The organism is Bacillus sp. TE8-1 (assembly GCF_008368855.1).
Classification (GTDB): Bacteria; Bacillota; Bacilli; order Bacillales; family Bacillaceae_G; genus Bacillus_A; species Bacillus_A cereus.
Genome location: NZ_QPET01000036.1, coordinates 62,445 through 86,387, shown reverse-complemented (window position 1 = coordinate 86,387; position 23,943 = coordinate 62,445). Strand labels below are relative to the sequence as shown.

Sequence of the window (23,943 nt, the reverse complement as noted above, 5' to 3'; positions counted from 1 at the left end):
GTATCATATTCTATGATAGCCTGCCCTTCAACAACTTGTTTTGCTTACCTATAAAAATAAAAAAACTTCTCAAATGAGAAGTTTTCATATAGCATGATTATTATTTTCCCGCCAAACTTTTCTAAACTTTATATAACAGGCAATTCTCCAAGGAAAAATATACGATATTGCAACAACATAAAATAATAAACCTATTGCTTGCTGATCTAAGTCAACAATATATTTTCTTGAACCGTATCTCAAAACGACAAGTGCAATAAAAGTAATTAAAAAAGCTGCACTTTTTTTCGTATAAATATTCCCATCATCTCTTCGTTCATAATTTGTTAATACTATAAGCGGCACAGCAAAAAGTACACCAATGAATACCGCTATAATCACTTGCAATATAGCTGGATGTACGGGACCTAAAAACCATACAATACCTGGTGTTAAAAATAGTAATGGCCATAAAATACGTTTTCCCGATCCCTTTATTGGCTTATGCATGGAGCGATAACGACGCCAAAATATTAGTAGTGCAATGCATAAAAAGACGGTTATTAGTGAGGACGTGTCTCCCATATATTTTCCTTCTCCCTAAAAAAATAATCTATCACTATTTTAAACTGTTCGTTCAAATGATACTTTACGAATAAATATACTACTAGTTATGATATAAAGAATTGTTAATCCAATTGAAATAACAATAAAATAAGGGATATCTATTAAAGATACATCATTTGTAAATAACAATCCTTTTATCCCTACTTCTCCATACAGCACACTATTTGTTGAAAGGAAAAGCGACCCACCAATCATGAGACCAATCCATTGAAATCTTTGCTTAAAAATTACTACTACTTGAAAGAAACATGCTATCGTAACATAAAATAAAAATTGTAAAATAAACTGTTGTATTAATTGCTCTCCAAAGTTAACATTTACTAAGTTATATTTTATATCTTGTAAAAACAGTATTTGAAGGAATGAAAACAATGCGGATTGCAACACAATATAACAAATCGCTCCGATAAAATATTGTATTCTCGTTATACCAAATGAAACTGCTAAACGAAATACATCATCTTGAACAATGAAAACACTCCCTACTATAAAAATCATAATTGCAATTGAAGGATTATTGATAATTTCGGGTAAATAACCAACTTTCGCTTCATTTAAATGAGCAGCATATAAAGCTCCTTTTATTAATAAAGCTACAATCCAAAATATTAAAATTGCTTTATAATGAAAATTTATATGTAACCTCAATTGTTTCATTAACATCGTCATTCCACTTCACCACCAGTCATGTGAATAAATAGTTTTTGTAATGTAATTCTATCAATTACTAAACCTTCTTTTTCAAGAGAGTAACAATCTTCATTAGAAAGCTCTTCCCATATAACAGCAATACCTTTATTCCCATAAATTTCTTTATTTATAACTTTTTTATTAATCAAGAACTCCTCCACTTTACCTTTTTGCCCTGAAATAATATGACCTTGTTGCAATAAATCTTCCACTGTTGATTGAACAACAAGTGCACCTTCTTTTATGATAATTACTTCTTCAATAACATGGGTTACTTCTTCTACCAGATGTGTTGATAATATAATTGTTCTGGGATACTCCCCGTAATCTTCTAGTAGTAAACTATAAAATAACTCACGATGTGCTGCGTCTAATCCTGTAGTTGGTTCATCAAAAATAGTAATTGTCGCTCTGCTTGCTAACCCTTTAATAATTCCTACAACTGTTTGCATGCCATGAGATAGTTTATGGTATTTCTCTGTTATATTAAGCTGAAATTTACCCGCCAGTTCTTCAGCAAACTTCTGATCCCAATTTTTATAAAACATGTTACATATCTTAAAAATTTCTTTTACTCTATAACTTAAATGAGACTCTTCTTTTACTCTAACGAAACAAATATTTTGCATTGCTTTACTATTTTCAAATACATTTTCACCAAATATTGATACACTTCCACTACTTGAAGTAATTTGACCTGCAAGTAAATTTAATAGTGTCGTTTTCCCTGCTCCGTTCCTTCCAAGCAAACCATATATTTTCTGCTCTTCTAATGAAATCGTTACTTCATTTACAGCTATTTTCTTTTTATATTTTTTCGTTATCTCTTTCGTTTCAAGTGCAATCATCCCTCTTTCCCCTCCTTCGTAATCTTTTGAATCATATCCATCAATTCATTTTTTGATATTTCTAGTACTTTCGCTTCTTCCCACACTTTAGGTAAATATTCAGTCATAAAAGCATTTTGTCTTTTTTTTAGTACGACTTCTTTCGCTCCCTTTGCAACAAACATTCCGATCCCTCTCTTTTTATATAAAATCCCCTCATCCACTAATACATTCACCCCTTTAGCTGCAGTAGCCGGATTTATTTGTAACATCTTCGCAAATTGATTTGTCGATGGAACTTGTTCTTCTTCAAGCAATATGTCTTTTAAAATATCAGATTCAATCGTTTCTGCAATTTGTAAGTATATTAATTTATTTTGCTCCAGAGTAGGTTTCACAATTTCACCACCTTAGGTTATTAGGTTAATTACTTATGTAATTAACCATATCACATAAATTTCTTTATTTCCATAAATATATTTATTTCCATAAATTTCTTTTACAAAAAAGAGAGTCATTCTTAAACGAATGACTCTCTTTCTAAAATTTCGAGGTTTCAACTCTTGTTCTCAAATTCTTTTCATTTATACCATTTTGACAAAAGTTAAATTGTTGTCCCTTTATTGACTTTGTACGATCTACTATTTGCCCTAAATGATAACTTGTATGCTCCACTAAATGTAATAAACTATGAAGATCAATATGCCTTTTTTCTTTCCATACTTGTATATATACTTTTCCCCACTCATCAAATGTTTCTTCAACAATTTTTAACAAAGTTTCGAAGCTTAAATGTTTTATTGGAAAATATTCTTCAATTCCATTTTCAAAAACTATATTGGGATCCTTATAACGCCTTGTATTTCTCTGTAAATGTTCACAAATATGTAGTACGATTCCACCAATTGAATTAACAGAGGTCTCTTGTTTCCACAAATCTTCTTCACTAACGAGCCTAATCGCCTGTACTAACTTAGGTAAATAATAATCCTGCATTCTATGATAAGAAATTTTGTATACTAACTCCATCTTCTCCCCTCCATTATTTCAACTGGCTCACTGGATATTTAGCAAATAAAGATTTCCGAAAATCTTTATCTTCCACAAGCATTTTAATTTTTTCTTCATTGCCGTTAAAGAACTTTATAACTTTATTTTTATCCCATATATCTTTTTCTTTTGGAAAATCATCGAATATACTATGCAAAATTGATAACATTTCTTCCCTCGTTATCTTAAAGTTTTTATTATCTACCTGAAACTCATAACTTTTTGCATTTGGCACTAAAATCACTAAATATATAGCATTAAAGAAAAAATTCTTCTTCATCGTATCCTTCTCATCAAACCAATACGTCTCAATCATTTCTTCTGTAAGAGCCCCACTTTCTTTTGCACCATAGTTCACTTTTATATTTTCATTTTCTAAACTTATACTTTGAACTGTTCCACCACCGGGTAAATGATTAACAATTGCAACCACATCTGAATTATTACCAACGTATGTCCCAGTATATTTCTTAAAATCATCTGACCTAACATCATATATATCTTTTATTCTTTCTCCGTTAGAACAAGCCGCAATGAATAAAAAAATTGTTAGCATAACGATCATGTTATGATGCATATATTTCATTTAGCATCCCCCATTTTTATCGATATTTCGTTAATTACAATATTTACTTTCAAATCCCTTTTTAAATATACGCATTTTAATCAAAATTAAAAATTTTCATTTTTTATGTTTACAATTATCCATTAATTGTATATACTTACTAACGTAAGAAAAAAATTCTAAAAGGAGGTCGAAGGAAATGATGAAATTACAATTACATGCATTAACTTTAGCGTTAACTGCACCTGTGTTTTCTGGACAATTAAATATGAATTCGACCACCCTAATGGAGAATTGAAAATCGTACTTTATTTCATTTAATTCATAAATTCGCCACAGGAGGTCGTATACTTTCCTGTGGCTTTTTCACGCCCAGCCATAGGAGAACTGTATCTTCCTGTGGTTTTTTTGCGCGATTTTTTAGTCTCTTACATTATTTTTCTAAGAAAGGAGCAACATTCAATGACTATTAGCGTATTGTTTTTAAGTATTACGATTCAAAGAAATACAATTTCCAAAGATGAAATTCTTCATAATGAGCAAATTGAAAAAGCTATGAATGATGTTAAGGAGTGCCAAGCACTTTACTGTGATCACCTGTAATTCCTTTTCGAAAGGAGGAATTCATTTATGACTTTTCATATTTTCTTTTTTACGACTGCACTTCAAAAAAATACTTTATCTGAAACTGAAATCAATCGTAAACAACAGTTAAAACAACTGACTGATAAAATAACTGACATTAAAAGTTCATACTACACTCAAATGTATTAAAAATATATTTTAAAGGGGTAATATATTCATGAAATTTAAAGCATTCTTTTTAACAATCACTATTCAAAAACGTAAGCTCTCACAGAAAGAGATTTTACGTGAACAACACATTCAAAATATTATGGACGAAGTAAAAGAGCGTCAATCTTCTTATTACACTCGTCTTTTCTAAATCACTTATAAAGGGGTAATTATTTTATGAAATTTAAAGTATTCTTTTTAACCATTACCATTCAAAAAAATAAATTTTCCGAGTCTGAAATGCTTCATGAGCGACAAATTAATCAGGCTATGGATTCTGTAAAAGAAAGACAAAGTCATTACTGTAGTCACCTATAATTTCTTATTACACTCGTTTTTTCTAAATCATTTATAAAGGGGCAATTATTTTATGAAATTTAAAGTATTCTTTTTAACCATTAACATTCAAAGAAATAAATTTTCTGAGTCTGAAATGCTTCATGAACGACAAATTAATCAGGCTATGAATTCTGTAAAAGAAAGACAAAGTCATTACTGTAGTCATCTGTAATTCCAATTCGAAAGGAGGAATTCACATATGAAGTTTCACCTTTTCTTTTTAACGATTACGATTCAAAAAGAAACAATATCTCAAAATGAATTAAAACAAGAAAGACAATATAAACAAGTTATTGATGAAATTCGAGATCGTAGAAGCAAGTACTACACTCACCTTTAATCGTTTAACTATATAGAATTGAAAGGAGTCGATTATGATGTTGATAGCACGCTGTAAGGAAATGATTTGGATAGTTCAGAGGGATTCCACATAGTTTTATAGAGCTTATATCACACAAGTTTATCACTGAATTTGATGTATAAAAAATATATAATAAAATCAAATCAACCCGCTTTTAATTATTTATTTATAAACAAAAGATACACCACTTAAAAAGCGGTGTATCTTCCTCAGTTTTTACTATTTTCGGTTACTTCTCTTCGTCTTAAACAATCTCACTAAGTTCGAAACAACTGTTTTTGTTACTGCATAAACTGGTACTGCTAAAATCATTCCGATGATTCCAGCAAAGTTTCCTACCCCTAAAATTAGGATAATAATTGTTAATGGGTGGATGTTTAATTTCGAGCTCATAATACGTGGTGAAATAATATTACTTTCAAACTGTTGTACAATTGTTACGATAATAATTACGTATAAGGCTTGCATCGGAGATACGAACAGTCCTACAATAACAGCTGGTGCTGCCCCGATAAATGGACCTAAGTTAGGAATGATGTTTGTAAATGCTGCGATAATTCCTAAAACGAAAGCGTACGGTAAATCGATAATTAAATAACCGATAAAAGTAAACGCACCTACAAATATACAAACGAGCGCTTGCCCTTGAATATATGCAGATAATGTTTCGTTCGTTTCCTTAATGATACGAAGCCCCTCTTCACGGTAAGACTCTGGTAATAAACTTACCGCTTTTCCTGGAAAGGCATGTCCATCTTTAAACATGTAAAATAAAATGAACGGTACAGTAAATACAACTAATGCAACGTTCGTGATAATACCAAATAAAGCCGTTGCACTCGACGTAATTGTATTTGGTATATCTTTTAAGTATTCAATCGCATTTTTTTCAATTGTTTCAATGGAAACGTAGTTTTGTGTAGATAACCATTCAAACAACCTATGATGTGATAATTCTTGTATGTATACTTTTCCCTCTTTTATGTAGCCTGGCATATTTTTTACTAAGTCCATTAGCTGTTGTGAAATCGTAGGAACAACTACTCCAACGCCAACCGCAGTTAATGTTATGATAAAAAGATATAACAGCAATATCGCTAAATTTCTAGGTACTTTTTTATTCTCCAAAAAGATTAATACAGGATTAAATATGAAGTATAAAAAAAGCGCGATTAAGATTGGGAAAAATAATGTTGATATGAAGATACCAATCGGTTGAAATAAAAATGATATTTTTGTGCAAATAAATATGATTCCTACAACCATTAGCACTTCTAATGTCCAAAAGTGCACTTTTGATTTCAAAAAAATGGCCTCCTTTAAACTAGCACTTCTCTTCATTGTACCAAAATAAGTATGAATTTCACATAATATTTTCCTTTACAATATTCCAAAATACCGATAAATACACTACAATGAGATTACATACAAATTTGCAGGTAAAGGTGATAAAAATGACACAATGCATCATTTGCAGAAAAGATACGAAAGAACTTAGTGAACAATATGTCATTCCAGAAATATTATGTGGATATTATTTCACAAACTCAATTTGTGATACTTGTCATGAACAAATGACAACAAATATTGATCGTCCTTTAATTAGGCATAAATTGAGTCAATTTAAGATTGAACAAATGAAAAGACAAATTGATTCCCCACTCTATACGAATGAGCACGGTGAGGAACTTGCGGCTGCTGAGACTGATGTTGTCGAAGTAAGCGACGAAATTCTTTATTCTAATGCATTAATTATGAAACTATGTAAAAAGCACGATATTTCCTTACATAATGAAATTTGGAAAGAGGAACGTGTAACGAAAGTAGCGAGTTCTATTCAACGTGAATTACTATTAGATAACCGTAAATATAAAATGAGTATATTAAAAATGGCTTATACATTCGCTGTACAAGCAGTTGATGGCTACTTTGAAGATCAAGATGCAATTGATATTTCTACCATTCTCTCAAATGCAGATTTCGTGGAACTAAAAGAAAAAAGCATTGTACGTGATTTAAGCAAAAGTTCTTTATGGAATACGCTAAATACAAGTAGTGAAAATCATTACTTTATTTTACTTAGCGATAAAGACGGTCTGTTTTGCTTCATTCGCTTGTTTGACATCTTTGATGTTGTCGTTCATTTATCAGAAAAAAGATTTGACCTTCCATCACCCATTGTCGGTGTAAATAATGTGAATACACAGAAATTTTATGTCCAAAGTTTAAAACAGTATATGGATGGGCTGTTTAAAGAAAAAGCACCTACTATATAATAGTGACCAGAACATACGGTCTCCTTTCTTGATGAAAAGACACTGTGTTATAATGAGTATGAAAAGAACAATACAATCACATAAACCAATTATAAATTGTATATAAATAAAAAAGACTAGTGTGCGGCTACACACTAGTCCACGTAACTTAGCAGATTGGATTGTTCATTTATCCTATTTGTTTCTTACAAACAAAACAACCCACATTCTATAGGCATAGGTGGGTTGTTATTTTTTGAGCTTGTCTATTAAAACGACGACGAACGTTAACAATGCAACGAGAAACAGTCCACCTTGCAGTAGCAACGCTATTTCACTCACGTATTATCACCCCCCTCCTACTCGGAGAAGTGATAATTGAACAACCAACCGCACCTTAAGTTACCCTTTAATTTTACCATATTTTCTAATAATTTACGATGAAAACCCGCAAGCGAATAACTTGCGGATTTTTTATCCCGTATTAACAGGCAGTAAACAAAATGAAGCAATAAATAAGTGAAACTTTATTTCTCACTATCTTTTTAATGCATATGCATCAGCAATCATTTCACCAACAATTTTATTTTCTTCTTTCTTCTTGTCTTTCAATAATGGGAATAACAATTCTGCCACTTCATACGCTTCTTCTAAATGCGGATATCCTGATAAAACAAACGTATCAATTCCTAACGATTCATATTCTTTTATCCTTTCTGCTACTGTATGCGGATCGCCTACAAGTGCAGTACCTGCCCCACCTCTTACAAGTCCGATTCCAGCCCATAAATTAGGGCTTATCTCTAACGACTCTCTCGTACCTTTATTTAAATGTGTCATCCGTTTTTGACCAACCGAATCATATCTTGCAAATGTCTTTTGAGCAAGCTCAATTGTTTCATTATCCACATATTGAATTAAACGTTCGGCCTCTTCCCATGCTTCTTCTTCTGTCTCTCTTACAATTACGTGTAATCTAATGCCAAATCGTACTGTACGCCCCTTCTCTTCTGCAAGTTTTCTTACTTCTTCTATTTTCTCTTTCACTTGCTCTGGCGGCTCTCCCCACGTTAAATATACATCACTATGTTCAGCTGCTACTTCTTTTCCAGCAGCTGATGATCCTCCGAAATATATAGGAGGACATGGCGTTTGAACTGGTGGGAATACAACTTTACTATCTGTAACTTTAATATGTTTTCCTTCTAAAGAGATCGTTTTACCTTGCAATGTCGATTTCCAAACTTTTAAAAATTCATCCGCTGCTTCATATCTTTCATCATGATCAAGATATAATCCATCTCCTTGTAGTTCAACTGGATCTCCTCCAGCTACTACATTAATAAGCAATCTCCCATCTGAAATTCTATCAAATGTAGATGCCATCCTCGCTGCAACTGTAGGTGACATTAGTCCTGGCCTCACTGCTACTAAAAATTTTAGTTTTTCTGTTTCAGCAGCAAGAGCTGAAGCTAACACCCAAGGGTCTTCACATCCTTGACCAGTTGGAAGTAAAACACCCGTATATCCTAAATAATCAGCTGCCGCAGCAACTTGCTTATAATAACCATATTCAGCTGCTCTTCCTCGTTTTGTCGTTCCTAAATATCGACCATCTCCATAAGCCGGAATAAACCATAATAATTCCATACCTTTGCACACCCCTTATTTATTTTGAAACGTATACTAACACATTCTATATAAATTACCCCTAATAATTTATATGTTAATTCCCAGTCTCACCTTTAAAATTATCTCGCCATCTTAAAAACTTCACTTCTAGTAAACGTACTAGAGAGTCAGAAAACTTCCCAACAAATGCAAAGATAATTATGCCGACAAATACGATATCTGTATTTGAAAATTGCCTTGCATCCATAATCATATAACCAATACCTTCTGTAGATCCCATAAGTTCTGCTACTACTAAACTCACCCATGCAACACCTAACGATAACCTTGCTCCTAGTAAAAGGTTAGGCAATGCAGATGGTAAAATGAGTTTCGTAATTAGTTTTCTTTTGCTAAACTCTAACACTCTCGCAACATCAAATAACTTTGAATCCACACCTCTAATACCTAAAAATGCGTTTACGTATAAAGGAAAAAATGCACCATCTGCAATTAATAACACTTTCGATGTTTCACCAAAACCGAACCATAATACGAAAAGTGGCGCAACAGCTAGATGAGGTACAGTTCTTAACATTTGCACAGATGGATCTAAATATTGCTCACTTCTCGTTGAAAATCCAACAATCGTTCCTAAAATGATTCCTAAGCCCCCACCAATAAAGAAACCAGCCGCAGCCCTGAATACACTAATACTTAAATGGCCGAATAACTCTCCTGTTTTAATAAGCTCTTGGAAAGCTAGAAAAATATCTAATGGTGTTGGTAAAACTGTTTTAGAAACAAGACCGAATACGCCAGCTAACTGCCAAATTATTAATATAATAACCGGTATAGTAATCGCCCTTACTAAAACTTTTACATTTAACTTTCGCACATTCTTAACGCTGTTTTTCTCAATCGTTATACTCGCTGGTTTCATAACAGCTTTCGTATTTTCCACTTTACAAAACCTCTTTTCACTTCGCTTTCAATGCTTTTTCTACGAAAGAATTATCTACAACTTTTTCCGCCTTAATTTCTTTCTTTATAGAACCGAGCTTATATTGAAAATCCGCTGTCTTTTGTTGTTCTGCTATTATTTCCTTCGTTACCGGAACTAAAATTGGTTTGTCGTGATTAAACACTTCTTTTACGATCTCCGCATCTATCTTTTTGACAGAAGTATATACTTTTATTGCTTCATCTAAGTTAGCATCTTGCCATACACGTGCTTTCTCATAAACTTCGAGAAATTTCTCAACTAATTCTGGATGTTCTTTCGCAAATTTTGTTCTCGTAATTAAAAATTCTGGCGAAGAGACATTTAATGTTTCACCGTCTGCAATCACCTTCGCACCTTTATTTAACGTATGTAATGATATGAAAGGGTCCCAAATCGCCCATGCATCTACTGATCCTGATTCGAATGCAGGCTGCGCTTCATCTGGTTGTAATTGAATGATATTTACCTCTTTTGCATCAATCCCTTCTTTATCAAGTGCTCGATACAATAAATTAAAGGCACTACTTCCTTTTGCTACTGCAATTTTTTTACCTTTTAACTCTTTTACACTCGCAATTTTGCTATCTTTTTGAACGAGAATTCCAGTTCCTTTTCTTGCATAACTTGTATTGGCGATTTCGGTAAATCCAATACCTGCTGCTTGCGCTGAAATGACTGGAGAATTCCCTACTTCACCAAAGTCTAATCGGTTTGATGCGATTGCTTCAAAATAAGGAGGTCCACTTTGGAACTCTGTCCATTTCACTTTAACTCCTTCTTTTTTAAACTCCTCTTCAAACCACCCCTTTTTCTTTGCTAGTAATAGCGGGCTTAACCCTTGCTGTATACCAATTTGTATTGTTACATCTTCTTTCTTACTACTTGCTGTACTTTTTTCACATCCTACTAAACATACTGATATAGCTAAAGCAAAAGAAAGAATTTTAAATTTTTTATACATATAAAATCACCCTTTTCCTATATACTTGTTTGAATCAACCCTCCATATTCAAACTGCTGTAATACTTTCGTTCGAAGTTGTTGGAACGATTGAGAAGTTTTATTTCGCGGATAAGGCAAATTATTTTCAATCACTTTATGTATTTTCCCTGGTTTTGCACTCATAATGATGATTCGGTTTGAAAGATATATCGCTTCGTCTATATCATGTGTAACGAATATCATTGTTGTTTTCTTCTGCTCCCAAATATTTAGCAATACTTCTTGTAAATGACTTCGAGTAAAAGCATCCAGCGCTCCAAAAGGTTCATCAAGTAATAATACATTTGGATCTCTTAATAACGCTCTCGCTATCGCAACACGTTGTGACATCCCGCCTGAAATTTCTTTCGGATACGATTTTTCAAAGCCATCTAACCGAACGATTTCAACCCATTCTCTCACCTTATCTTTCACATACTTATCTTTTAACGACAAATCAGCTGCAATATTTTCTTCCACTGTAAGCCATGGAAACAATCGATGCTCTTGAAATATAAATCCTTGCTTCTTACTCGGTTTTGTTATACGCTCCCTATCAATAGTGATCTCACCTTCAAAATCGCTGTCTAAACCTGCAATGATTTTTAGTAATGTACTTTTTCCGCAACCACTCGGACCAATTACTGTAACGAAATCCCCTTTTTCTAATTGAAAATTAATATTCTCTAATACTTGAACCGTAGCAGTTTGTTTCGAAAAATATTTTGATACTCCATCAATTGAAACAGTCACTTCTTCGCCTCCTTGAAATGATTCATATAAATGAACAGATTCAGTATTTATGCAATAAAAAAACCGAAGGCATTTTATCAATAGATAAAATGCCTTCGGTTTCTCCAATCAGCAATACGTTATGGAATTAAGTACATATTATACAAATATTTCCGATAAGTCAACTAGGTTTTATTAAAACATACATATGATTTGTTTGAACATTTTACTTTTGTTTATTTTAACGATATCGTTTACTTACTATTTTTTCTGATCTTTAATCCACTGTAACCAATAAGAAAACTCACACGCTAAATGCATTTGATGGGATTTAATTAGACTATTAGGACAAAGGGCTGGGAACTCAACAACTAGACTTACTTCTATCCCTGTATCAGTATCTTTAAATTGATGTCGAACTCCACCAATAGTAGTACCATCTTTCATACGTGCAACACCTGTTGATTGATATTGATAAGATTTATCTCTTGGTGTTTTCAATCCAGTTTCGTCACCAAAAACAATGAAAAATTGAACTGGAAACGGAGAATTACCAGTAGTTTCGATAACCTCTAATTCATTTTCCCCAAAGGGCCTTAGTACATAGTGATCAGGACAAGCAGATAAATTCACTTTGTTATTTTCACGTGATTGTTCAAGCATCAAACTATCAATTCCATGTATGGCTTCTTCTGCTGTAATCCCGTCTAAATAAATACTAGTTTTTGAAAATTTTCGTCTATCGCCAGATAAAAGAGTACAGATACGCATACCTATTGCACTTAATCTAAGTTTTGATTTCAACTTTTCGTACATTTCATTGTATGTATATCGCAACTTTATTTCCGTTAGCTGTTTTATCATGACGTCTGTATCATTTATTTCAGACTCTTTATGTCCTAATATATATAATACTTTTTTTATCCGTTCTCTTTTCCATTTTATAAGTTGCTCTTGTGAGATATTATTTCCATCGATAATAATCTTCATATACTCTCTCCCTCCTTTTGATTGTATCGTAGTGTAGTTAATACTAAATTAACCATTTCTTGTTTTGTATCTAGATTCAACTTTACTTCTGAATGAGCAATACTGCTAAGACCGTATAAAATAAACCCAGAAGCTAATAATGAGTTATCAGTATAAAAAATCCCTGTTTTCACTCCCTCTTCAATTACTTGTCTAATTAACGGTTGCATACGTGCGAATAATTTCTGTTCCAGTTGAAAATGTTGTTCCGTCTGAAACGAACTCACATTTTTATAGGGTGCTAACTTTTCAATAAATGTCCAAAATATATCTAGTGAATCTTTCATCTTTTGCATGACAGACCGTTCATTTGAAATAAGTATTTCTTCAATTAACTCCATATTTTTCACAATAAAGTCATTTAAAACTTCATCAACAAAATTCTCTTTAGACTTGAAGTAATAATAAAATAAGCCCGTTGCTACACCTGCATGATTCACAACATCTTTTATGCCAAATCCTTTCATACCATTTTTCATATATAGTTCAAAACCAATATCCATTAACTCTTGGCGTCTTACATCTGGTTCTTTTGATATTCTTTTCATACGTCATCTCCTACAATGTTTTCACCACGACTGAATCTGATTCAATCATAAACGACTGAACTTGATTCAGTCAATATTATTTCATAAATTTAAAATCGATTTAATAACTAAGCGACGAAATTTCTACAAAAAAAGAGTAATCTCAAGAGATATGCTACTAACCTTAGATTTATTAAAAAAGTTAGATCATATAACTTGAGACTACTCATTCCCATTCAAAATATTTATGTAATTAAATTTTATTTCCTCTGCACCCTGGCTGTCTCCAAAACTATTGGTGGCAGCTCTTTTTGAATGATTTCTTTTAATCCATAAAGAGCTTTCTTCACATAACCACCTTCGAAATTTCCTAATGGTTCTGGTAATTCATCCTCATCCAATATGAAGTATTCTCCATTTGGAAGTACCATAATATCGATGATTAAATCTTCAAAGGAAACCACTTCATCTTTTATTTGTGTGTTTTTTACGATATTAAAATAGGAACCTAAATACTTTCCTTTTATATCTCTCCATACGTATAAATTGTACGGACGATCTTTCCAGTAATATGCGATTGTATAACTCCCTTTTGGGATTATTAACTTAGTATCATTTGCAGTCATTGTAAATGAATACTGCACCTCGTGAAATAAAACGATACTTTGTGATTGCTTTTCAAGTAATAAGCAATTGTGATCTACTATTGTTGAGTTATACCGGATTTTTCTTTCTATAATTTCAATTTTCGATGTAAGTAACTTATTCATTATTTTGTTTCCCCTTATGCTAGTTCTATCCTCAATTATATCCATTTATGTAGTAATAAAGAAGTATATAGTTTTTTATATAATGATTTATACAAATACATAATAAAAACTCCTTCTTATTTAGAAAGAGTTTTTCACTATCCATGTTTCATATTTTTTCACTTCTAACGGAAGCTCATTTGTTTTTATGCAACTAACAGTACTATTACTCATGTTTTAACTTTTCCTTAACCGCACCATAAAATTTTCGTTCTTCATCAACATTTAAGTAAACACGACTTACTGTTTTAGAAAAGCCGTATAACAACTGCGCTTTCACTGGCTCTTTTAATGTTATTTCAAAAGTAGCAGGTTCTTTTATGAACTCCATAACAGTTGCATCCAATACCTGTCTCCCTTCTTTTGCCGTTAGCAATTCACCCTTGTAGAACGCAATATTATCAATTTGTGTAAATGGCATAACAATTTTCTTTCCTAATCCGATTTGAATGATTACTTGTTCTTCTGTTACGACAAGTGGATTTTTGCGCATCGCTTGTATTTCAGCTATAAAATAAATCATCGCGTATACATTTAAAATAAGTAAAATCCATGCTATTACTGGATTCCACTGATGTAGTAAATAATGAAAACCAATGCTTTCAATTGCTGTTGCGTGAATAATCATGATATACACACCTATAGCACCAGTCTTTTTATGATATGAGTATACAGATTTACCTGTTGGTACTTTTTCACGCCACGATAAAAACGCATAATAGATTAACTTACACTCTGTTAGAATGACATCTATTAACTTACCTCTTTTCATAGTAGCGTCAAACGCTGCATCAATTGCATAAGAAAAGGAATAATTTTCTCTTCTATATTCTTTATATTTTTTTATTATTTTAGGAAGCACTCTAACAATTTTATAGAGAAGGAATAATTCTAAACCTACAAATGCAATTTCAGCCGCAACAATAATATAAGAGATGAATGAAAAAGCTTGTAAATAGTCACTTGGAATAATAAATCTTGCAAAAATATAACCAGCTATTACAACAGGAACTATATATGTTAACGAGTATCTTTTTCGAATAATGAAGAAATACGTGATGATTGGAATGACAAACATGCAATCTAATAATGACCCAAGCACAACTTCTTTCGGCGCAACTGATACAATTGGAAGGGCATACAATAAATAGTTTGATAGCATAATTAAAGAGACGAGTCCAATCCAAGTACCTTTTCGCCTTCGTGATAGTGTAACCTTCATACGTTCACTCCTTTATTTAAAAACCTCATTTAAATGGTCTTTATAAAATGAAATGGCACGTTCAAATTCTTTTACTTCCTCTACTTTCACGACAGTTTCAAGTAATAATTTCATCGCTGATTCGTGATCGTTTACGTTATATTTTGCTAATGATAAAAATACTTTCATTGGAGCGTTCTCTGGGAATTTTTTCACCCCAGCTTCTAATACTGTAATTGCCTTTTCATATTCCCCTATACAACGATATGTACTTCCTAAACCAATATAAGCACCGCAAAGCGATTCGCCATCAAGTCCATTTGCGATTGCCTGCTCATAATACGGAACTGCTTCTGTTTCTAGCCCCATTACATCATGTATCCACGCACACTGATACAGTACTTCTGCATCCTTTGTAAAGTTTGTTAATCCTATAAGCATCTCTTTAGACTGCGCATATTTCTTTTCATTTCTAAGTTTAATAGCTTGCTTTAATAAATGTTCCATAGAATCCACTCCTCACCAATTATTCTGTGTATAGCTCTTGATTGGTATACGCTTCACATTCGTGTAAAAGTAAAATTCCCACCAATTAAAGTTTCGCTTACTTATACTATGCGGATTCATTCTCATCTAAAAACTTAATTTTAAAAAGCAGTGACACGATTACATAATACCTCTAAGCTTTTGACAATTTCTTTCGCTGTTTCATCTTTCCCATTACACAACTTCCCTTTACCATCCTGTCCAATTACATAATGCACAGCCCCGCGCGAATATAAAGAATGTGGTGAATTCGCAATCATTACATTCGCCCTTGCTTCTTTCATTCTATTTTTTGCTCTTTCAAACAGTTCTTCTTCATTTAAATCACTTTCAAGTTTAAAACCAACAAGTACTGTTTCTGGGTCCCATTCTTTTATTTGTTTTAATACCTTTGGAGCCTTTTGAAAGTGAATAATCGGTGCTATATCACTTGAAATTTTTCCGTTCATATTAAGAACATTACCATCTTGATCACAAATTTTCTCTACAATCCAATCTGATCCAGCTGCTGCCATAATGACTGCATCAACCTTTTCATGTGATATGATACTTTTCATTTTATCTTGTAAATCAACGATTCCTTCAAATGGATGTAATTCTAACCCTCTATGTATATCACTCGGTTTCTCCGCAAAATAACCGTGTAAATATATAACATGTGCCCCTTTAGCTAGAAGTTCTTCTGCGATTATCCTTCCGATTGTACCTTTGGCCATATTCGTATGCCCGCGTACTTGATCCCATTTTTCTAGACAACCACCGCTCGTAATTAATACCTTTTTCCCCTTCATTGTAACCATCCCTTACTAATTTTTCTTACGAAACCATTCTGTTCCAAAGTCAACTATATCACGCTGTTTCATTAGACGACACGTTGCATTCCCTATCTTCCCATTTTTTACAGTTCCTTTTCGCTCAAACTCCACACCAATTTCTACAAACTTCTCAGATTCGTAATCCATTTCAACAAACTCTTTCCACACTCTTTCACCGTTTTCTATAATAGGTGCTCCTACTTGTATTAACTCACATGCACCAGAACGCACCTCGGATAAATGAACAGACGTATTGGAATCATATCCAACACCAATTAATAATACGTACCCGTCTAAATCATATATTTTTCTTAATGGAGATTCTTCTCCAAAGCTCATTGATAACGAATGGTTCATTGTTATTTCTACTGCATGTTTTCCCCATGCAGCAAAACTTCCTAACGGATGATTACTACGTACTACATTCGGATATGTACGAAAACATTCAACTATTTCACCCATTCCCCTTGTTGGGGTTATACGTGAATCAAATGCTGGGACGTTATCTCGGATAATTTGCCACCAGTCTTCCGGTACAGGTGGTCTTGACCAATGTTTCGGATCGGACAAATCCGAAGATTGCGTTGGCATTATTATCGTTCCTTCTTCCGTAACAACTTTCATTAATGCTTCTACTACAGCAACGGCACCACCAGATATCCACCCGATAGAACTTAGTGATGAATGAACGATAATTGTCATTCCTTTTTCGACTCCTAATGCTTTTAAATCTTTTGTTATTGTTTCGATTGTATTTGGAAATTGTGTACTTGCTACTATTTCATTCATTTTCATATTGGTTCCCCCACTAGCCACGTAAATTTAAACTTTTATATAAATATATTATCATATTTTTCTTAATTTTTAACTTAATCATATTCATTACTACAAAAATATGTATATTATTATACTGAAGCCTCAAAACTCTATTAAAATCGTAGATAATGATGAGCGAGAGTTTTTTGAAATGAAGAAAAATGTAAATCCTATTTTTTCAAACTATACTCCATATGCATATTTTTATACTATTTTTCCATGTAACAATGAAATCTTTCTATCCCTGGATATTTTTCTCCTAAACTTTTAACTTGAAAACCAATTCTTTTATAAAATTCTACCGCCCCATCGTCTGTCTCCGCTTCTATATAAGTCAATTGATATATCCTTACCACTTCTTTAATCATTTGCAGTGCAATTCCTTTTTGACGATAATCTGGAGCCACTGCTATATGACATATGCGTGCTTTAGTTTCTCCGATTATTTCAATACCTAGACAAGCTTTTTCTTCATATTTGTACAAAGTCCCTTTATTACTTTGATAAAATATTACTGCCTTCTTTAAGCTTATTTCATTTGGACCGACGGCATATTGTAGCACATTTAATATTGAATCTTTCTCAATTTGTTTAACACACTGTAAATTCATACTTTCATCCCTTTCTATGAAAAAAGACTAGCTCTTAATAAAAAGAGCTAATCTCATTACGCCGTTATTTTTTCTTCTTTTTTTACAACGACAGCCACATAACTATGAAGTATCATTCCAATAATAACGAGACTCATACCAATCCAAGATAATGATGATGGAATTGGTGCAGATAACCAGATCAACTCTCCTACTAGCGCAAATAAAACTTCACCAGACTGCGTCGCTTCCACTGTTGCTAATTTTTGCGGATCATCTTTCACAAGATCTGTTGCAAAGAAAAATAATACTGTTGCGATTAACCCAGAGCTAACTGCTACAATAAAACATTGAAAAACTTGGCTACTTGACGGTAATCCGCCTGTTGATACTTCGTAACCAGATAATAAAAACCAAAATGGTAAACTTGCTAATGTCATACCGAGTACTCGCTGAAATACATCTAATTCCCCTTTACAAACTTGCATCATTTTTCTATTTCCAAGAGGATACGCAAATGCTGCAATAAGTACAGGAACTACACATAAAACGGTTTCACGAATACCTAATGAAGAAGCATGTTCTACTTGCATGAGAACAACACCGAATAAAATAATGGCCGACATTACTAATTCCTTCATCGGAAGTTTTTTATGTAGTGGATCCACCGCAAAAAATGGTGTTAACAAAATCCCTGCAACGATTGTAATTTGCCATGTTGATGCAACGAGCCAACCTGGTCCGAACGCTCCAGCAAAACTAAGCGGTGCATAAAAGAGACCAAATCCAACGATACTCCACACTAACCATTCTTTCGGATTGTTTTTCATATATTGAAAGAGTTGCTTTAAGTTCCCTCTATACATAACAATAAGTAATAGCATTGGAACCATAAAATAATACCGTAATGATGCACTCCAAATCCAGCTTCCACCTTCTAAGTCCATTGCCCTGTTTAAAACAAAAGTAAAGGCAAAGAAAAATGATGCCAGTATCCCTATAACAATTGCTTTCATTGTAAAACCCCTTATATTTAATTTTTTATCTCTATGACATATATTTTAGTATACGCGATGAAAAATCTACATTCAAACTTACATTTCACTTTAGTGATGATGAAGGAATTGTAGTAGATTTACATGGGAATAAAGTGCATTGGTATGAAATCGAGGCCATTACATGTCAAAATTTTCAAGGGTCAAAATCTACTTTAATCTCGCCCCACTATACTCACCATGAAAATATACGCATCCGCTATAAAAGATGGTTACCAACTATTGCACATTCAATTTACTGGTTTTCTATTGAGAAACCAAAAGATTATCATAAAAATTTAATGATAGCTTGGGAAGAAAAGCGAACGAATAAAAACAAACGCCTCCTTTAATTATTATTTAGGGGCGTTCGTTCATTAAAAAATTAAAGAATATGTAGTTTATATTCTCTGTATAATTTCTTCAATCGACTTATATGGGTTTGATGATACCGATTATGATCTGCTATATGCCATATTCCCCATCTTATTGTCGCGGTTTCCCCTTTTTCATACAAAACTTCCCGCGTTAAATCAGTTTCTGTTAGTTTCATACATTCTTCATAAAACAATTTTTGCACTGCTTCATAATCTTGCATTAACTCTTGCAATGTGTTTTTTCTTAAACTTGGTAATTCTCCTACTTCATTTAACATAGGACCATATTTATTTTCAAATGCTGGCGGAACATCTTCTCCCTTGAAACGATACACTCAATGTAAATCAACAACTGCTAAATGCTGAAGTAACTGCCCAATACTATTTTCATTATTTTCAGACCCTTTATAGGATAGTTCGTTCTCTTCAGTACCTTCGACTAACCTTTGCAATCTATTAAACGTATCAGCAACCGTCGCATACAAAATCGCTACTTGAGGGTCCATTTTTCTTTCTAAATGGAGATCTTTCATACAAAACTTCCTCTCTTAAAAGAACAACACCATATGCTCATCATCACTATACACACCATTCATTTTTATAGCCCTTTTTTCAATTCCGTATGTTTTAAATCCCATTGATTCATATAATCGTTTGGCTGGTTCGTTCGTTGACACAACCCCTAAATTCAATTGCTCTAGCTTCATCTCTTTTGCCCTTTCAATTGCTTTACGTATTAAATCACGTGCAAGACCACTTCTTCGATTTTCAGTATCTACATACATTGCAACGATATGTCCTTTATGCTTATATGCGTCTTTTTCTTCTGTTAATAAAGTAACAACCCCAACTAAACGATTTTCATTATTAAAAGCACCAAATGTAAAACTACTGTTGGATGAAAGATTACTAGCAACTCGTTCAAGAGGGTTTTCTTGACGTACTGCTTCTTCATAAGTCGTTATAAATGCTTCTGGATTTACTTGTAGTGCTTGTAAACGCAACTCCCAATATTTTTTTGCATCCGCTTTTGTAAGTAATCGAATCATTTTATTTTCCCCTTTTTAATTTACATAATATTTTTATAGGTTATTATTTTTTGATTCATACTCTTCTTTTAATATACTGTAACGATAGCGATGAATGAACTTTCCCTGTCTCAATCGATCATTTCTCATTAACCCTTCGCATACAAATCCGGCACTTTCATAACTCTTTTTAGCTTTTGTATTATCTTCATCTACACGTAACCAAATTTTCTCCAATTCAAACTGAGAAAAACCTATTTGTAACATGCTGTTTAGAGCTGCCATTCCAAATCCTTTACCCCAATAGTCTTTATTTCCAATCGCAATTCCTAGTTCAGCATTTTTATTTGTTTTATCAAAATTTTTAAGGTCTACCCATCCAATATGTATACCTGTCTCAGTAACGATTGCCCTTTGTTCATAACCATTTTTTCGGCTTATACAAGCTTCAATCCAGTTTCTCGTATCTCCACGAGTGAACGGAGGATATTGATCTGGTACAACTAAATGCTTTGTTACATCTCTATCTAATGACCATTGATAGCGATCTTCTACATCATCTAGTGTCAATTCTCTTAATTGAACATATGGTACATTCATTTTTTTCTCCTCTCTTTATTTACCAATAGAAAATCCTTCGAACACTCTTCCACCATACTGTTCTAACGTCTTTTCTATAAAATGAATTAATTCATTTTTCCCTCCCGTTTTATAAAAATGATCAAAAGCGGCTACAAATTTGTTTGCATATTGCTCATCATATCTTTTTAGCACTCTAATAAACCATTTTGAACTCCCAAGCCACTTACCATTTACTCTTAATACATATTCATGTACTAAATCGGCTAATAAATTAGCGATAAACAATTCTTCTTCTCTTTTTGTTGCACCAATAAAGTCATCTAAAGTATCCGTAATAAAATATCGCTTCTGCTTAATCGTTTCTTCGGTCCATTTAGCCGGTCCTTTATGTAGTAAATCATTCGCTTCTTTTTTTAATTTCTCAACAATTTCCTGTTCCCCTTTTAAGGCAATCCCTTCTGAAACTAATTGTGGTAACGACGGTCTCCCTCGATCACAATCCATTTTGAAAAAGGTTTTATATGTTTCGAAATTATGAACAAACACCTCAACAGGCCATCCATTACTATAGAAAGATTCTCTATAGCAAGAAGTTAAACTTTGATCGACTATTACAATGTCAAGGTCAGATGTTTTCGTCGCTTCTCCTCGTGCAACGCTTCCGCCGAGTAAAGCTACATCACAATTCGGAAATTGTAATGTAATTATGTTTTGTGCTGCTTCAATTGGTTTCATAACCGATCCTCTTTTCTTATTTCACTTTCTTTTTTTCAGCTCTTTCTCTCGCTTTTTTTATATAGCTTTCTGCATCTGGTGTTTTACATGATGTTGCACCATGATCAACCTCTATTTTTCCAATTTCACTTGCAATTTCAATCGCTTGTCGCTCTAAGTCTTCATTACGAATTCCTATTGCGATTAAAGCACTATTCATCGCTTCTTTTTTTCTATTTTTTTCATTATGTATATTTTCTTTAATCTCTTCTAAGTACGGAGAGAAGAAATCATCATGTAACGTTTTATTTTTAATCGCTATATTTGCTAATAAAGACCAGCCAGCTCTTCCAATCCATTCATCATTAGACTTTGTCCACTCTTCCATTCTTTCTATTGCAATTGGCGAAGTACATATAGATGTCATAAGAACATCCATTAAACAGTAATAATCAACATCCTGAATCCAACTATTAAGCTGTTCTGTCGTTATTTTTTTCGGGTCTAAAATATAAGTTGCTAATGTCATTGCGTCCATATTTTTCGTTTCCCACAATTCAACTGCTAAATCGTGATCTTTTTTTATCTTCTTTTTTAACAATTTTAAATTCGCAAAACTAACTCCAAATAACGGCTCTTTCGCTCCGTGGTTTTTATACGTTTTTCGATTTTGTTCTGTTCCATATTCCTCTAGTTGCCGCATTACTTCCTCAAGTAACATATACCCACCTCTTTATCTTTTATGTTGACTGTATATATGTATGTACGATATATTCTACATTACTTTTTGGTTTTCCTATATTTATTTTTAAAATACGGTATGTGAAATTTTTAAACATTGCACAGCTATACCATCAAAAAACTATACATGTTAAACATACAGTTTTTTGATGGTATCAATTTTCCGTAGAATAAGATATAAACTACGAAAGAACTTTTAATGAGATGTGTATTTCCAACATGTTTAGAAAACTCTTCAAAATGGTTTACTATCATACTTTTATACCTCCTTCATAAATTATGTTTATTACATTTGTTCTTAGCCAAAATACTTTCTACATTTTAATAACTCTCTCAATAAAATTTCTTATATAAAAATCCCTACAAACACTGTAGGGATTTATGTCTAAATCATTTTGTTACACTCTATTTCATATGAAAATAGTTTTCTTATTCAGATGCATTCATAAGCACAATTCTCCAACCGTCTGGATCCTCTATTGTGGTTCCTTTCTCTATCCAATACGGGTTTTCAGGTTCTACCTCATGATAGCCCATATTACTTAATCGATTCACTATCTTTTCAATTTCATCTTTAATAGGCATATAAAAAACTAGTAAATTATCTTTTGTCGGTGCCGGACATGGACTTCCATTAACATGTGTAGTAAATTCCAAATGATACTCTTCATCTGGTAAGCCAAACATAACCCCATCATATCCTTCATGATTGTGAAATTCCCCTATACGTTTTAAACCTAATCCTGTTTCATAAAAACTTATCACTTTTTCAAATTTATCTGTTGGTCTTGCAATTCTAAATTGAACCCAATTCTTCATGCAAATCTCCTCCTTTTTATTTTCCAAAGCTTTATTACTATATTCCCTTTAACATCCCTCATTAGGGTAAGCTTCCTAAGTTGAAAGAACTATTAGTTAATAAACAATAGGACTTTAGTATAAATTGCTATTTTGCATTGTTTCTAATGTTATCCATGACTGCCCAATTGGATTAACATACTGTCTTTCCTCATTACAAATTTTACAGCGAGAAGGTGCTTCTTCATTTTCGGGATACTATACTCCACATGTAGTGCAAATATAATTATTCATATTCCCACTCCTTTTTTCATGTAATTGTTTCTTTACCAATATTTTAATAAAAATCAAAAATATTCGAATCAATAATTGGAACGAAAACGAAGTGATACGAAAGTATGATTTGGTGATTGAAAGTTTAAATAATAAAGTTTAAATTCATCCTATTTTTCAAAACTGCAATTGATATAAAATCTTGCATACTTTTGAGTAAACTTTTTTACACTTGTAAAAAAGTT

General features: G+C 32.7%; 32 protein-coding genes and 2 pseudogenes. 7 read left to right on the top strand and 27 right to left on the bottom strand.

The window, feature by feature from the left end:
- Positions 1-84 precede the first annotated feature (84 nt).
- The 6 genes from DN404_RS27830 to DN404_RS27805 all read right to left on the bottom strand — a co-directional run bounded on the left by DN404_RS27830 (position 85) and on the right by DN404_RS27805 (position 3,759).
- Positions 85-564, bottom strand: a complete 480-nt coding sequence (locus DN404_RS27830) for a CcdC family protein (protein WP_000502964.1) — start codon at positions 562-564, stop codon at positions 85-87.
- Positions 565-603: 39 nt separating this feature from the next.
- Positions 604-1,275 (bottom strand): DUF4052 domain-containing protein, encoded by a 672-nt coding sequence (locus tag DN404_RS27825; protein ID WP_044306581.1) that lies wholly within the window; start codon positions 1,273-1,275, stop codon positions 604-606.
- On the bottom strand, positions 1,272-2,144 hold the full coding sequence (locus tag DN404_RS27820; protein ID WP_000560928.1) for an ATP-binding cassette domain-containing protein: 873 nt from the start codon (positions 2,142-2,144) through the stop codon (positions 1,272-1,274). The genes DN404_RS27825 and DN404_RS27820 overlap by 4 nt, the downstream gene beginning before the upstream one ends.
- Positions 2,141-2,521 (bottom strand): GntR family transcriptional regulator, encoded by a 381-nt coding sequence (locus DN404_RS27815; RefSeq protein ID WP_000805190.1) that lies wholly within the window; start codon positions 2,519-2,521, stop codon positions 2,141-2,143. The genes DN404_RS27820 and DN404_RS27815 overlap by 4 nt, the downstream gene beginning before the upstream one ends.
- A 142-nt stretch (positions 2,522-2,663) precedes the next feature.
- Entirely contained in the window at positions 2,664-3,152 is a 489-nt protein-coding gene (locus DN404_RS27810; protein WP_000424646.1) for a DinB family protein, read from the bottom strand.
- Positions 3,153-3,165: 13 nt separating this feature from the next.
- Entirely contained in the window at positions 3,166-3,759 is a 594-nt protein-coding gene (locus DN404_RS27805; RefSeq protein WP_000876539.1) for a DUF4825 domain-containing protein, read from the bottom strand.
- 441 nt (positions 3,760-4,200) lie between these two features.
- On the opposite strand from DN404_RS27805, the gene DN404_RS27800 reads away from it, so the two are divergent.
- Genes DN404_RS27800 through DN404_RS27775 form a run of 6 tightly spaced genes read left to right on the top strand, consistent with a single transcriptional unit; the run spans position 4,201 to position 5,212 of the window.
- Positions 4,201-4,341: a YrzI family small protein gene (locus DN404_RS27800; protein WP_149215728.1), complete on the top strand. Its 141-nt coding sequence runs from the start codon at positions 4,201-4,203 to the stop codon at positions 4,339-4,341.
- 27 nt (positions 4,342-4,368) lie between these two features.
- Positions 4,369-4,512 carry a YrzI family small protein gene (locus DN404_RS27795; RefSeq protein ID WP_000142708.1) on the top strand — a complete coding sequence of 48 codons (144 nt, stop codon included), beginning with the start codon at positions 4,369-4,371 and terminating at the stop codon, positions 4,510-4,512.
- Positions 4,513-4,540: 28 nt separating this feature from the next.
- Positions 4,541-4,684: a YrzI family small protein gene (locus DN404_RS27790; protein WP_000668963.1), complete on the top strand. Its 144-nt coding sequence runs from the start codon at positions 4,541-4,543 to the stop codon at positions 4,682-4,684.
- A gap of 26 nt (positions 4,685-4,710) precedes the next feature.
- The gene (locus DN404_RS27785) at positions 4,711-4,851 is read left to right on the top strand and encodes a YrzI family small protein (protein WP_000669805.1); all 141 of its coding nucleotides are present in this window, start codon (positions 4,711-4,713) and stop codon (positions 4,849-4,851) included.
- A gap of 52 nt (positions 4,852-4,903) precedes the next feature.
- The gene (locus tag DN404_RS27780; protein ID WP_149215722.1) at positions 4,904-5,044 is read left to right on the top strand and encodes a YrzI family small protein; all 141 of its coding nucleotides are present in this window, start codon (positions 4,904-4,906) and stop codon (positions 5,042-5,044) included.
- A 27-nt stretch (positions 5,045-5,071) separates the two neighbouring features.
- Positions 5,072-5,212, top strand: a complete 141-nt coding sequence (locus tag DN404_RS27775; protein WP_000668497.1) for a YrzI family small protein — start codon at positions 5,072-5,074, stop codon at positions 5,210-5,212.
- A gap of 240 nt (positions 5,213-5,452) precedes the next feature.
- Here DN404_RS27775 and DN404_RS27770 read toward each other — a convergent pair whose 3' ends face one another.
- Positions 5,453-6,538: an AI-2E family transporter gene (locus DN404_RS27770; RefSeq protein ID WP_000837892.1), complete on the bottom strand. Its 1,086-nt coding sequence runs from the start codon at positions 6,536-6,538 to the stop codon at positions 5,453-5,455.
- A gap of 149 nt (positions 6,539-6,687) precedes the next feature.
- On the opposite strand from DN404_RS27770, the gene DN404_RS27765 reads away from it, so the two are divergent.
- A complete protein-coding gene (locus DN404_RS27765) occupies positions 6,688-7,509 on the top strand; it encodes an HNH endonuclease (RefSeq protein WP_000189709.1) in 822 nt (273 codons plus the stop codon).
- A 228-nt stretch (positions 7,510-7,737) separates the two neighbouring features.
- Here the strand turns inward: DN404_RS27765 and DN404_RS31100 are convergent, their stop codons facing one another.
- The 20 genes and pseudogenes from DN404_RS31100 to DN404_RS27665 form a co-directional block, all read right to left on the bottom strand.
- A complete protein-coding gene (locus tag DN404_RS31100; RefSeq protein WP_001289320.1) occupies positions 7,738-7,830 on the bottom strand; it encodes a putative holin-like toxin in 93 nt (30 codons plus the stop codon).
- Positions 7,831-8,025: 195 nt separating this feature from the next.
- Positions 8,026-9,138, bottom strand: a complete 1,113-nt coding sequence (ssuD, locus tag DN404_RS27760) for an FMNH2-dependent alkanesulfonate monooxygenase (protein ID WP_000422247.1) — start codon at positions 9,136-9,138, stop codon at positions 8,026-8,028.
- 76 nt (positions 9,139-9,214) lie between these two features.
- The gene (locus DN404_RS27755; RefSeq protein ID WP_000432131.1) at positions 9,215-10,063 is read right to left on the bottom strand and encodes an ABC transporter permease; all 849 of its coding nucleotides are present in this window, start codon (positions 10,061-10,063) and stop codon (positions 9,215-9,217) included.
- Between the two features lie 16 nt (positions 10,064-10,079).
- Positions 10,080-11,066 (bottom strand): aliphatic sulfonate ABC transporter substrate-binding protein, encoded by a 987-nt coding sequence (locus DN404_RS27750; protein ID WP_149215721.1) that lies wholly within the window; start codon positions 11,064-11,066, stop codon positions 10,080-10,082.
- A 17-nt stretch (positions 11,067-11,083) separates the two neighbouring features.
- Complete coding sequence (locus DN404_RS27745; RefSeq protein ID WP_406909033.1) at positions 11,084-11,767, bottom strand: ABC transporter ATP-binding protein; 684 nt, start codon at positions 11,765-11,767, stop codon at positions 11,084-11,086.
- Positions 11,768-12,079: 312 nt separating this feature from the next.
- A complete protein-coding gene (locus DN404_RS27740; protein ID WP_000691333.1) occupies positions 12,080-12,808 on the bottom strand; it encodes a hypothetical protein in 729 nt (242 codons plus the stop codon).
- Complete coding sequence (locus DN404_RS27735) at positions 12,805-13,395, bottom strand: TetR/AcrR family transcriptional regulator (protein ID WP_000822633.1); 591 nt, start codon at positions 13,393-13,395, stop codon at positions 12,805-12,807. The genes DN404_RS27740 and DN404_RS27735 overlap by 4 nt, the downstream gene beginning before the upstream one ends.
- Before the next feature lie 239 nt (positions 13,396-13,634).
- The gene (locus DN404_RS27730) at positions 13,635-14,144 is read right to left on the bottom strand and encodes a ribonuclease FAU-1 family protein (RefSeq protein WP_001037874.1); all 510 of its coding nucleotides are present in this window, start codon (positions 14,142-14,144) and stop codon (positions 13,635-13,637) included.
- Between the two features lie 205 nt (positions 14,145-14,349).
- A complete protein-coding gene (locus DN404_RS27725) occupies positions 14,350-15,405 on the bottom strand; it encodes a hypothetical protein (RefSeq protein ID WP_059303724.1) in 1,056 nt (351 codons plus the stop codon).
- A 12-nt stretch (positions 15,406-15,417) separates the two neighbouring features.
- Complete coding sequence (locus DN404_RS27720; RefSeq protein ID WP_000400636.1) at positions 15,418-15,891, bottom strand: tetratricopeptide repeat protein; 474 nt, start codon at positions 15,889-15,891, stop codon at positions 15,418-15,420.
- 140 nt (positions 15,892-16,031) lie between these two features.
- Positions 16,032-16,721 carry a phosphopantothenoylcysteine decarboxylase domain-containing protein gene (locus DN404_RS27715; protein ID WP_000676721.1) on the bottom strand — a complete coding sequence of 230 codons (690 nt, stop codon included), beginning with the start codon at positions 16,719-16,721 and terminating at the stop codon, positions 16,032-16,034.
- Positions 16,722-16,736: 15 nt separating this feature from the next.
- Positions 16,737-17,540: an AAC(3) family N-acetyltransferase gene (locus tag DN404_RS27710; RefSeq protein ID WP_000783346.1), complete on the bottom strand. Its 804-nt coding sequence runs from the start codon at positions 17,538-17,540 to the stop codon at positions 16,737-16,739.
- Positions 17,541-17,770: 230 nt separating this feature from the next.
- Positions 17,771-18,172, bottom strand: a complete 402-nt coding sequence (locus tag DN404_RS27705) for a GNAT family N-acetyltransferase (protein WP_001053115.1) — start codon at positions 18,170-18,172, stop codon at positions 17,771-17,773.
- Between the two features lie 56 nt (positions 18,173-18,228).
- Positions 18,229-19,167, bottom strand: a complete 939-nt coding sequence (locus DN404_RS27700) for a DMT family transporter (RefSeq protein ID WP_000644585.1) — start codon at positions 19,165-19,167, stop codon at positions 18,229-18,231.
- A gap of 403 nt (positions 19,168-19,570) precedes the next feature.
- Positions 19,571-20,095 (bottom strand): annotated as a pseudogene (locus DN404_RS27690) (DinB family protein).
- A gap of 15 nt (positions 20,096-20,110) precedes the next feature.
- On the bottom strand, positions 20,111-20,611 hold the full coding sequence (locus tag DN404_RS27685) for a GNAT family N-acetyltransferase (protein ID WP_000620314.1): 501 nt from the start codon (positions 20,609-20,611) through the stop codon (positions 20,111-20,113).
- Between the two features lie 33 nt (positions 20,612-20,644).
- On the bottom strand, positions 20,645-21,190 hold the full coding sequence (locus DN404_RS27680) for a GNAT family N-acetyltransferase (protein WP_001102498.1): 546 nt from the start codon (positions 21,188-21,190) through the stop codon (positions 20,645-20,647).
- Positions 21,147-21,907: pseudogene (locus tag DN404_RS27675) on the bottom strand (nucleotidyltransferase domain-containing protein). The gene DN404_RS27680 and the pseudogene DN404_RS27675 overlap by 44 nt, the downstream one beginning before the upstream one ends.
- A 16-nt stretch (positions 21,908-21,923) precedes the next feature.
- Positions 21,924-22,607, bottom strand: coding sequence for a DNA alkylation repair protein (locus tag DN404_RS27670; protein WP_000923471.1), 684 nt, complete (start codon positions 22,605-22,607; stop codon positions 21,924-21,926).
- A 449-nt stretch (positions 22,608-23,056) separates the two neighbouring features.
- Positions 23,057-23,446 carry a VOC family protein gene (locus DN404_RS27665; protein ID WP_149215720.1) on the bottom strand — a complete coding sequence of 130 codons (390 nt, stop codon included), beginning with the start codon at positions 23,444-23,446 and terminating at the stop codon, positions 23,057-23,059.
- Positions 23,447-23,943: the final 497 nt, after the last annotated feature.

What these genes read in the sequence shown, in the direction of transcription:
- DN404_RS27725 (WP_059303724.1), bottom strand. Translation starts at nt 15,405, where the DNA reads ATGAAGGTTACACTATCACGAAGGCGAAAAGGTACTTGGATTGGACTC.
- DN404_RS27665 (WP_149215720.1), bottom strand. Translation starts at nt 23,446, where the DNA reads ATGAAGAATTGGGTTCAATTTAGAATTGCAAGACCAACAGATAAATTT.
- DN404_RS27730 (WP_001037874.1), bottom strand. Translation starts at nt 14,144, where the DNA reads ATGAATAAGTTACTTACATCGAAAATTGAAATTATAGAAAGAAAAATC.
- DN404_RS27735 (WP_000822633.1), bottom strand. Translation starts at nt 13,395, where the DNA reads ATGAAAAGAATATCAAAAGAACCAGATGTAAGACGCCAAGAGTTAATG.
- DN404_RS27795 (WP_000142708.1), top strand. Translation starts at nt 4,369, where the DNA reads ATGACTTTTCATATTTTCTTTTTTACGACTGCACTTCAAAAAAATACT.
- DN404_RS27715 (WP_000676721.1), bottom strand. Translation starts at nt 16,721, where the DNA reads ATGAAGGGGAAAAAGGTATTAATTACGAGCGGTGGTTGTCTAGAAAAA.
- DN404_RS27710 (WP_000783346.1), bottom strand. Translation starts at nt 17,540, where the DNA reads ATGAAAATGAATGAAATAGTAGCAAGTACACAATTTCCAAATACAATC.
- DN404_RS27740 (WP_000691333.1), bottom strand. Translation starts at nt 12,808, where the DNA reads ATGAAGATTATTATCGATGGAAATAATATCTCACAAGAGCAACTTATA.
- DN404_RS27750 (WP_149215721.1), bottom strand. Translation starts at nt 11,066, where the DNA reads ATGTATAAAAAATTTAAAATTCTTTCTTTTGCTTTAGCTATATCAGTA.
- DN404_RS27800 (WP_149215728.1), top strand. Translation starts at nt 4,201, where the DNA reads ATGACTATTAGCGTATTGTTTTTAAGTATTACGATTCAAAGAAATACA.
- DN404_RS27830 (WP_000502964.1), bottom strand. Translation starts at nt 564, where the DNA reads ATGGGAGACACGTCCTCACTAATAACCGTCTTTTTATGCATTGCACTA.
- DN404_RS27805 (WP_000876539.1), bottom strand. Translation starts at nt 3,759, where the DNA reads ATGAAATATATGCATCATAACATGATCGTTATGCTAACAATTTTTTTA.
- DN404_RS27765 (WP_000189709.1), top strand. Translation starts at nt 6,688, where the DNA reads ATGACACAATGCATCATTTGCAGAAAAGATACGAAAGAACTTAGTGAA.
- ssuD (WP_000422247.1), bottom strand. Translation starts at nt 9,138, where the DNA reads ATGGAATTATTATGGTTTATTCCGGCTTATGGAGATGGTCGATATTTA.
- DN404_RS27825 (WP_044306581.1), bottom strand. Translation starts at nt 1,275, where the DNA reads ATGACGATGTTAATGAAACAATTGAGGTTACATATAAATTTTCATTAT.
- DN404_RS27780 (WP_149215722.1), top strand. Translation starts at nt 4,904, where the DNA reads ATGAAATTTAAAGTATTCTTTTTAACCATTAACATTCAAAGAAATAAA.
- DN404_RS27785 (WP_000669805.1), top strand. Translation starts at nt 4,711, where the DNA reads ATGAAATTTAAAGTATTCTTTTTAACCATTACCATTCAAAAAAATAAA.
- DN404_RS27790 (WP_000668963.1), top strand. Translation starts at nt 4,541, where the DNA reads ATGAAATTTAAAGCATTCTTTTTAACAATCACTATTCAAAAACGTAAG.
- DN404_RS27705 (WP_001053115.1), bottom strand. Translation starts at nt 18,172, where the DNA reads ATGAATTTACAGTGTGTTAAACAAATTGAGAAAGATTCAATATTAAAT.
- DN404_RS27720 (WP_000400636.1), bottom strand. Translation starts at nt 15,891, where the DNA reads ATGGAACATTTATTAAAGCAAGCTATTAAACTTAGAAATGAAAAGAAA.
- DN404_RS27810 (WP_000424646.1), bottom strand. Translation starts at nt 3,152, where the DNA reads ATGGAGTTAGTATACAAAATTTCTTATCATAGAATGCAGGATTATTAT.
- DN404_RS27670 (WP_000923471.1), bottom strand. Translation starts at nt 22,607, where the DNA reads ATGTTACTTGAGGAAGTAATGCGGCAACTAGAGGAATATGGAACAGAA.
- DN404_RS27700 (WP_000644585.1), bottom strand. Translation starts at nt 19,167, where the DNA reads ATGAAAGCAATTGTTATAGGGATACTGGCATCATTTTTCTTTGCCTTT.
- DN404_RS27775 (WP_000668497.1), top strand. Translation starts at nt 5,072, where the DNA reads ATGAAGTTTCACCTTTTCTTTTTAACGATTACGATTCAAAAAGAAACA.
- DN404_RS27680 (WP_001102498.1), bottom strand. Translation starts at nt 21,190, where the DNA reads ATGAATGTACCATATGTTCAATTAAGAGAATTGACACTAGATGATGTA.
- DN404_RS27685 (WP_000620314.1), bottom strand. Translation starts at nt 20,611, where the DNA reads ATGATTCGATTACTTACAAAAGCGGATGCAAAAAAATATTGGGAGTTG.
- DN404_RS27820 (WP_000560928.1), bottom strand. Translation starts at nt 2,144, where the DNA reads ATGATTGCACTTGAAACGAAAGAGATAACGAAAAAATATAAAAAGAAA.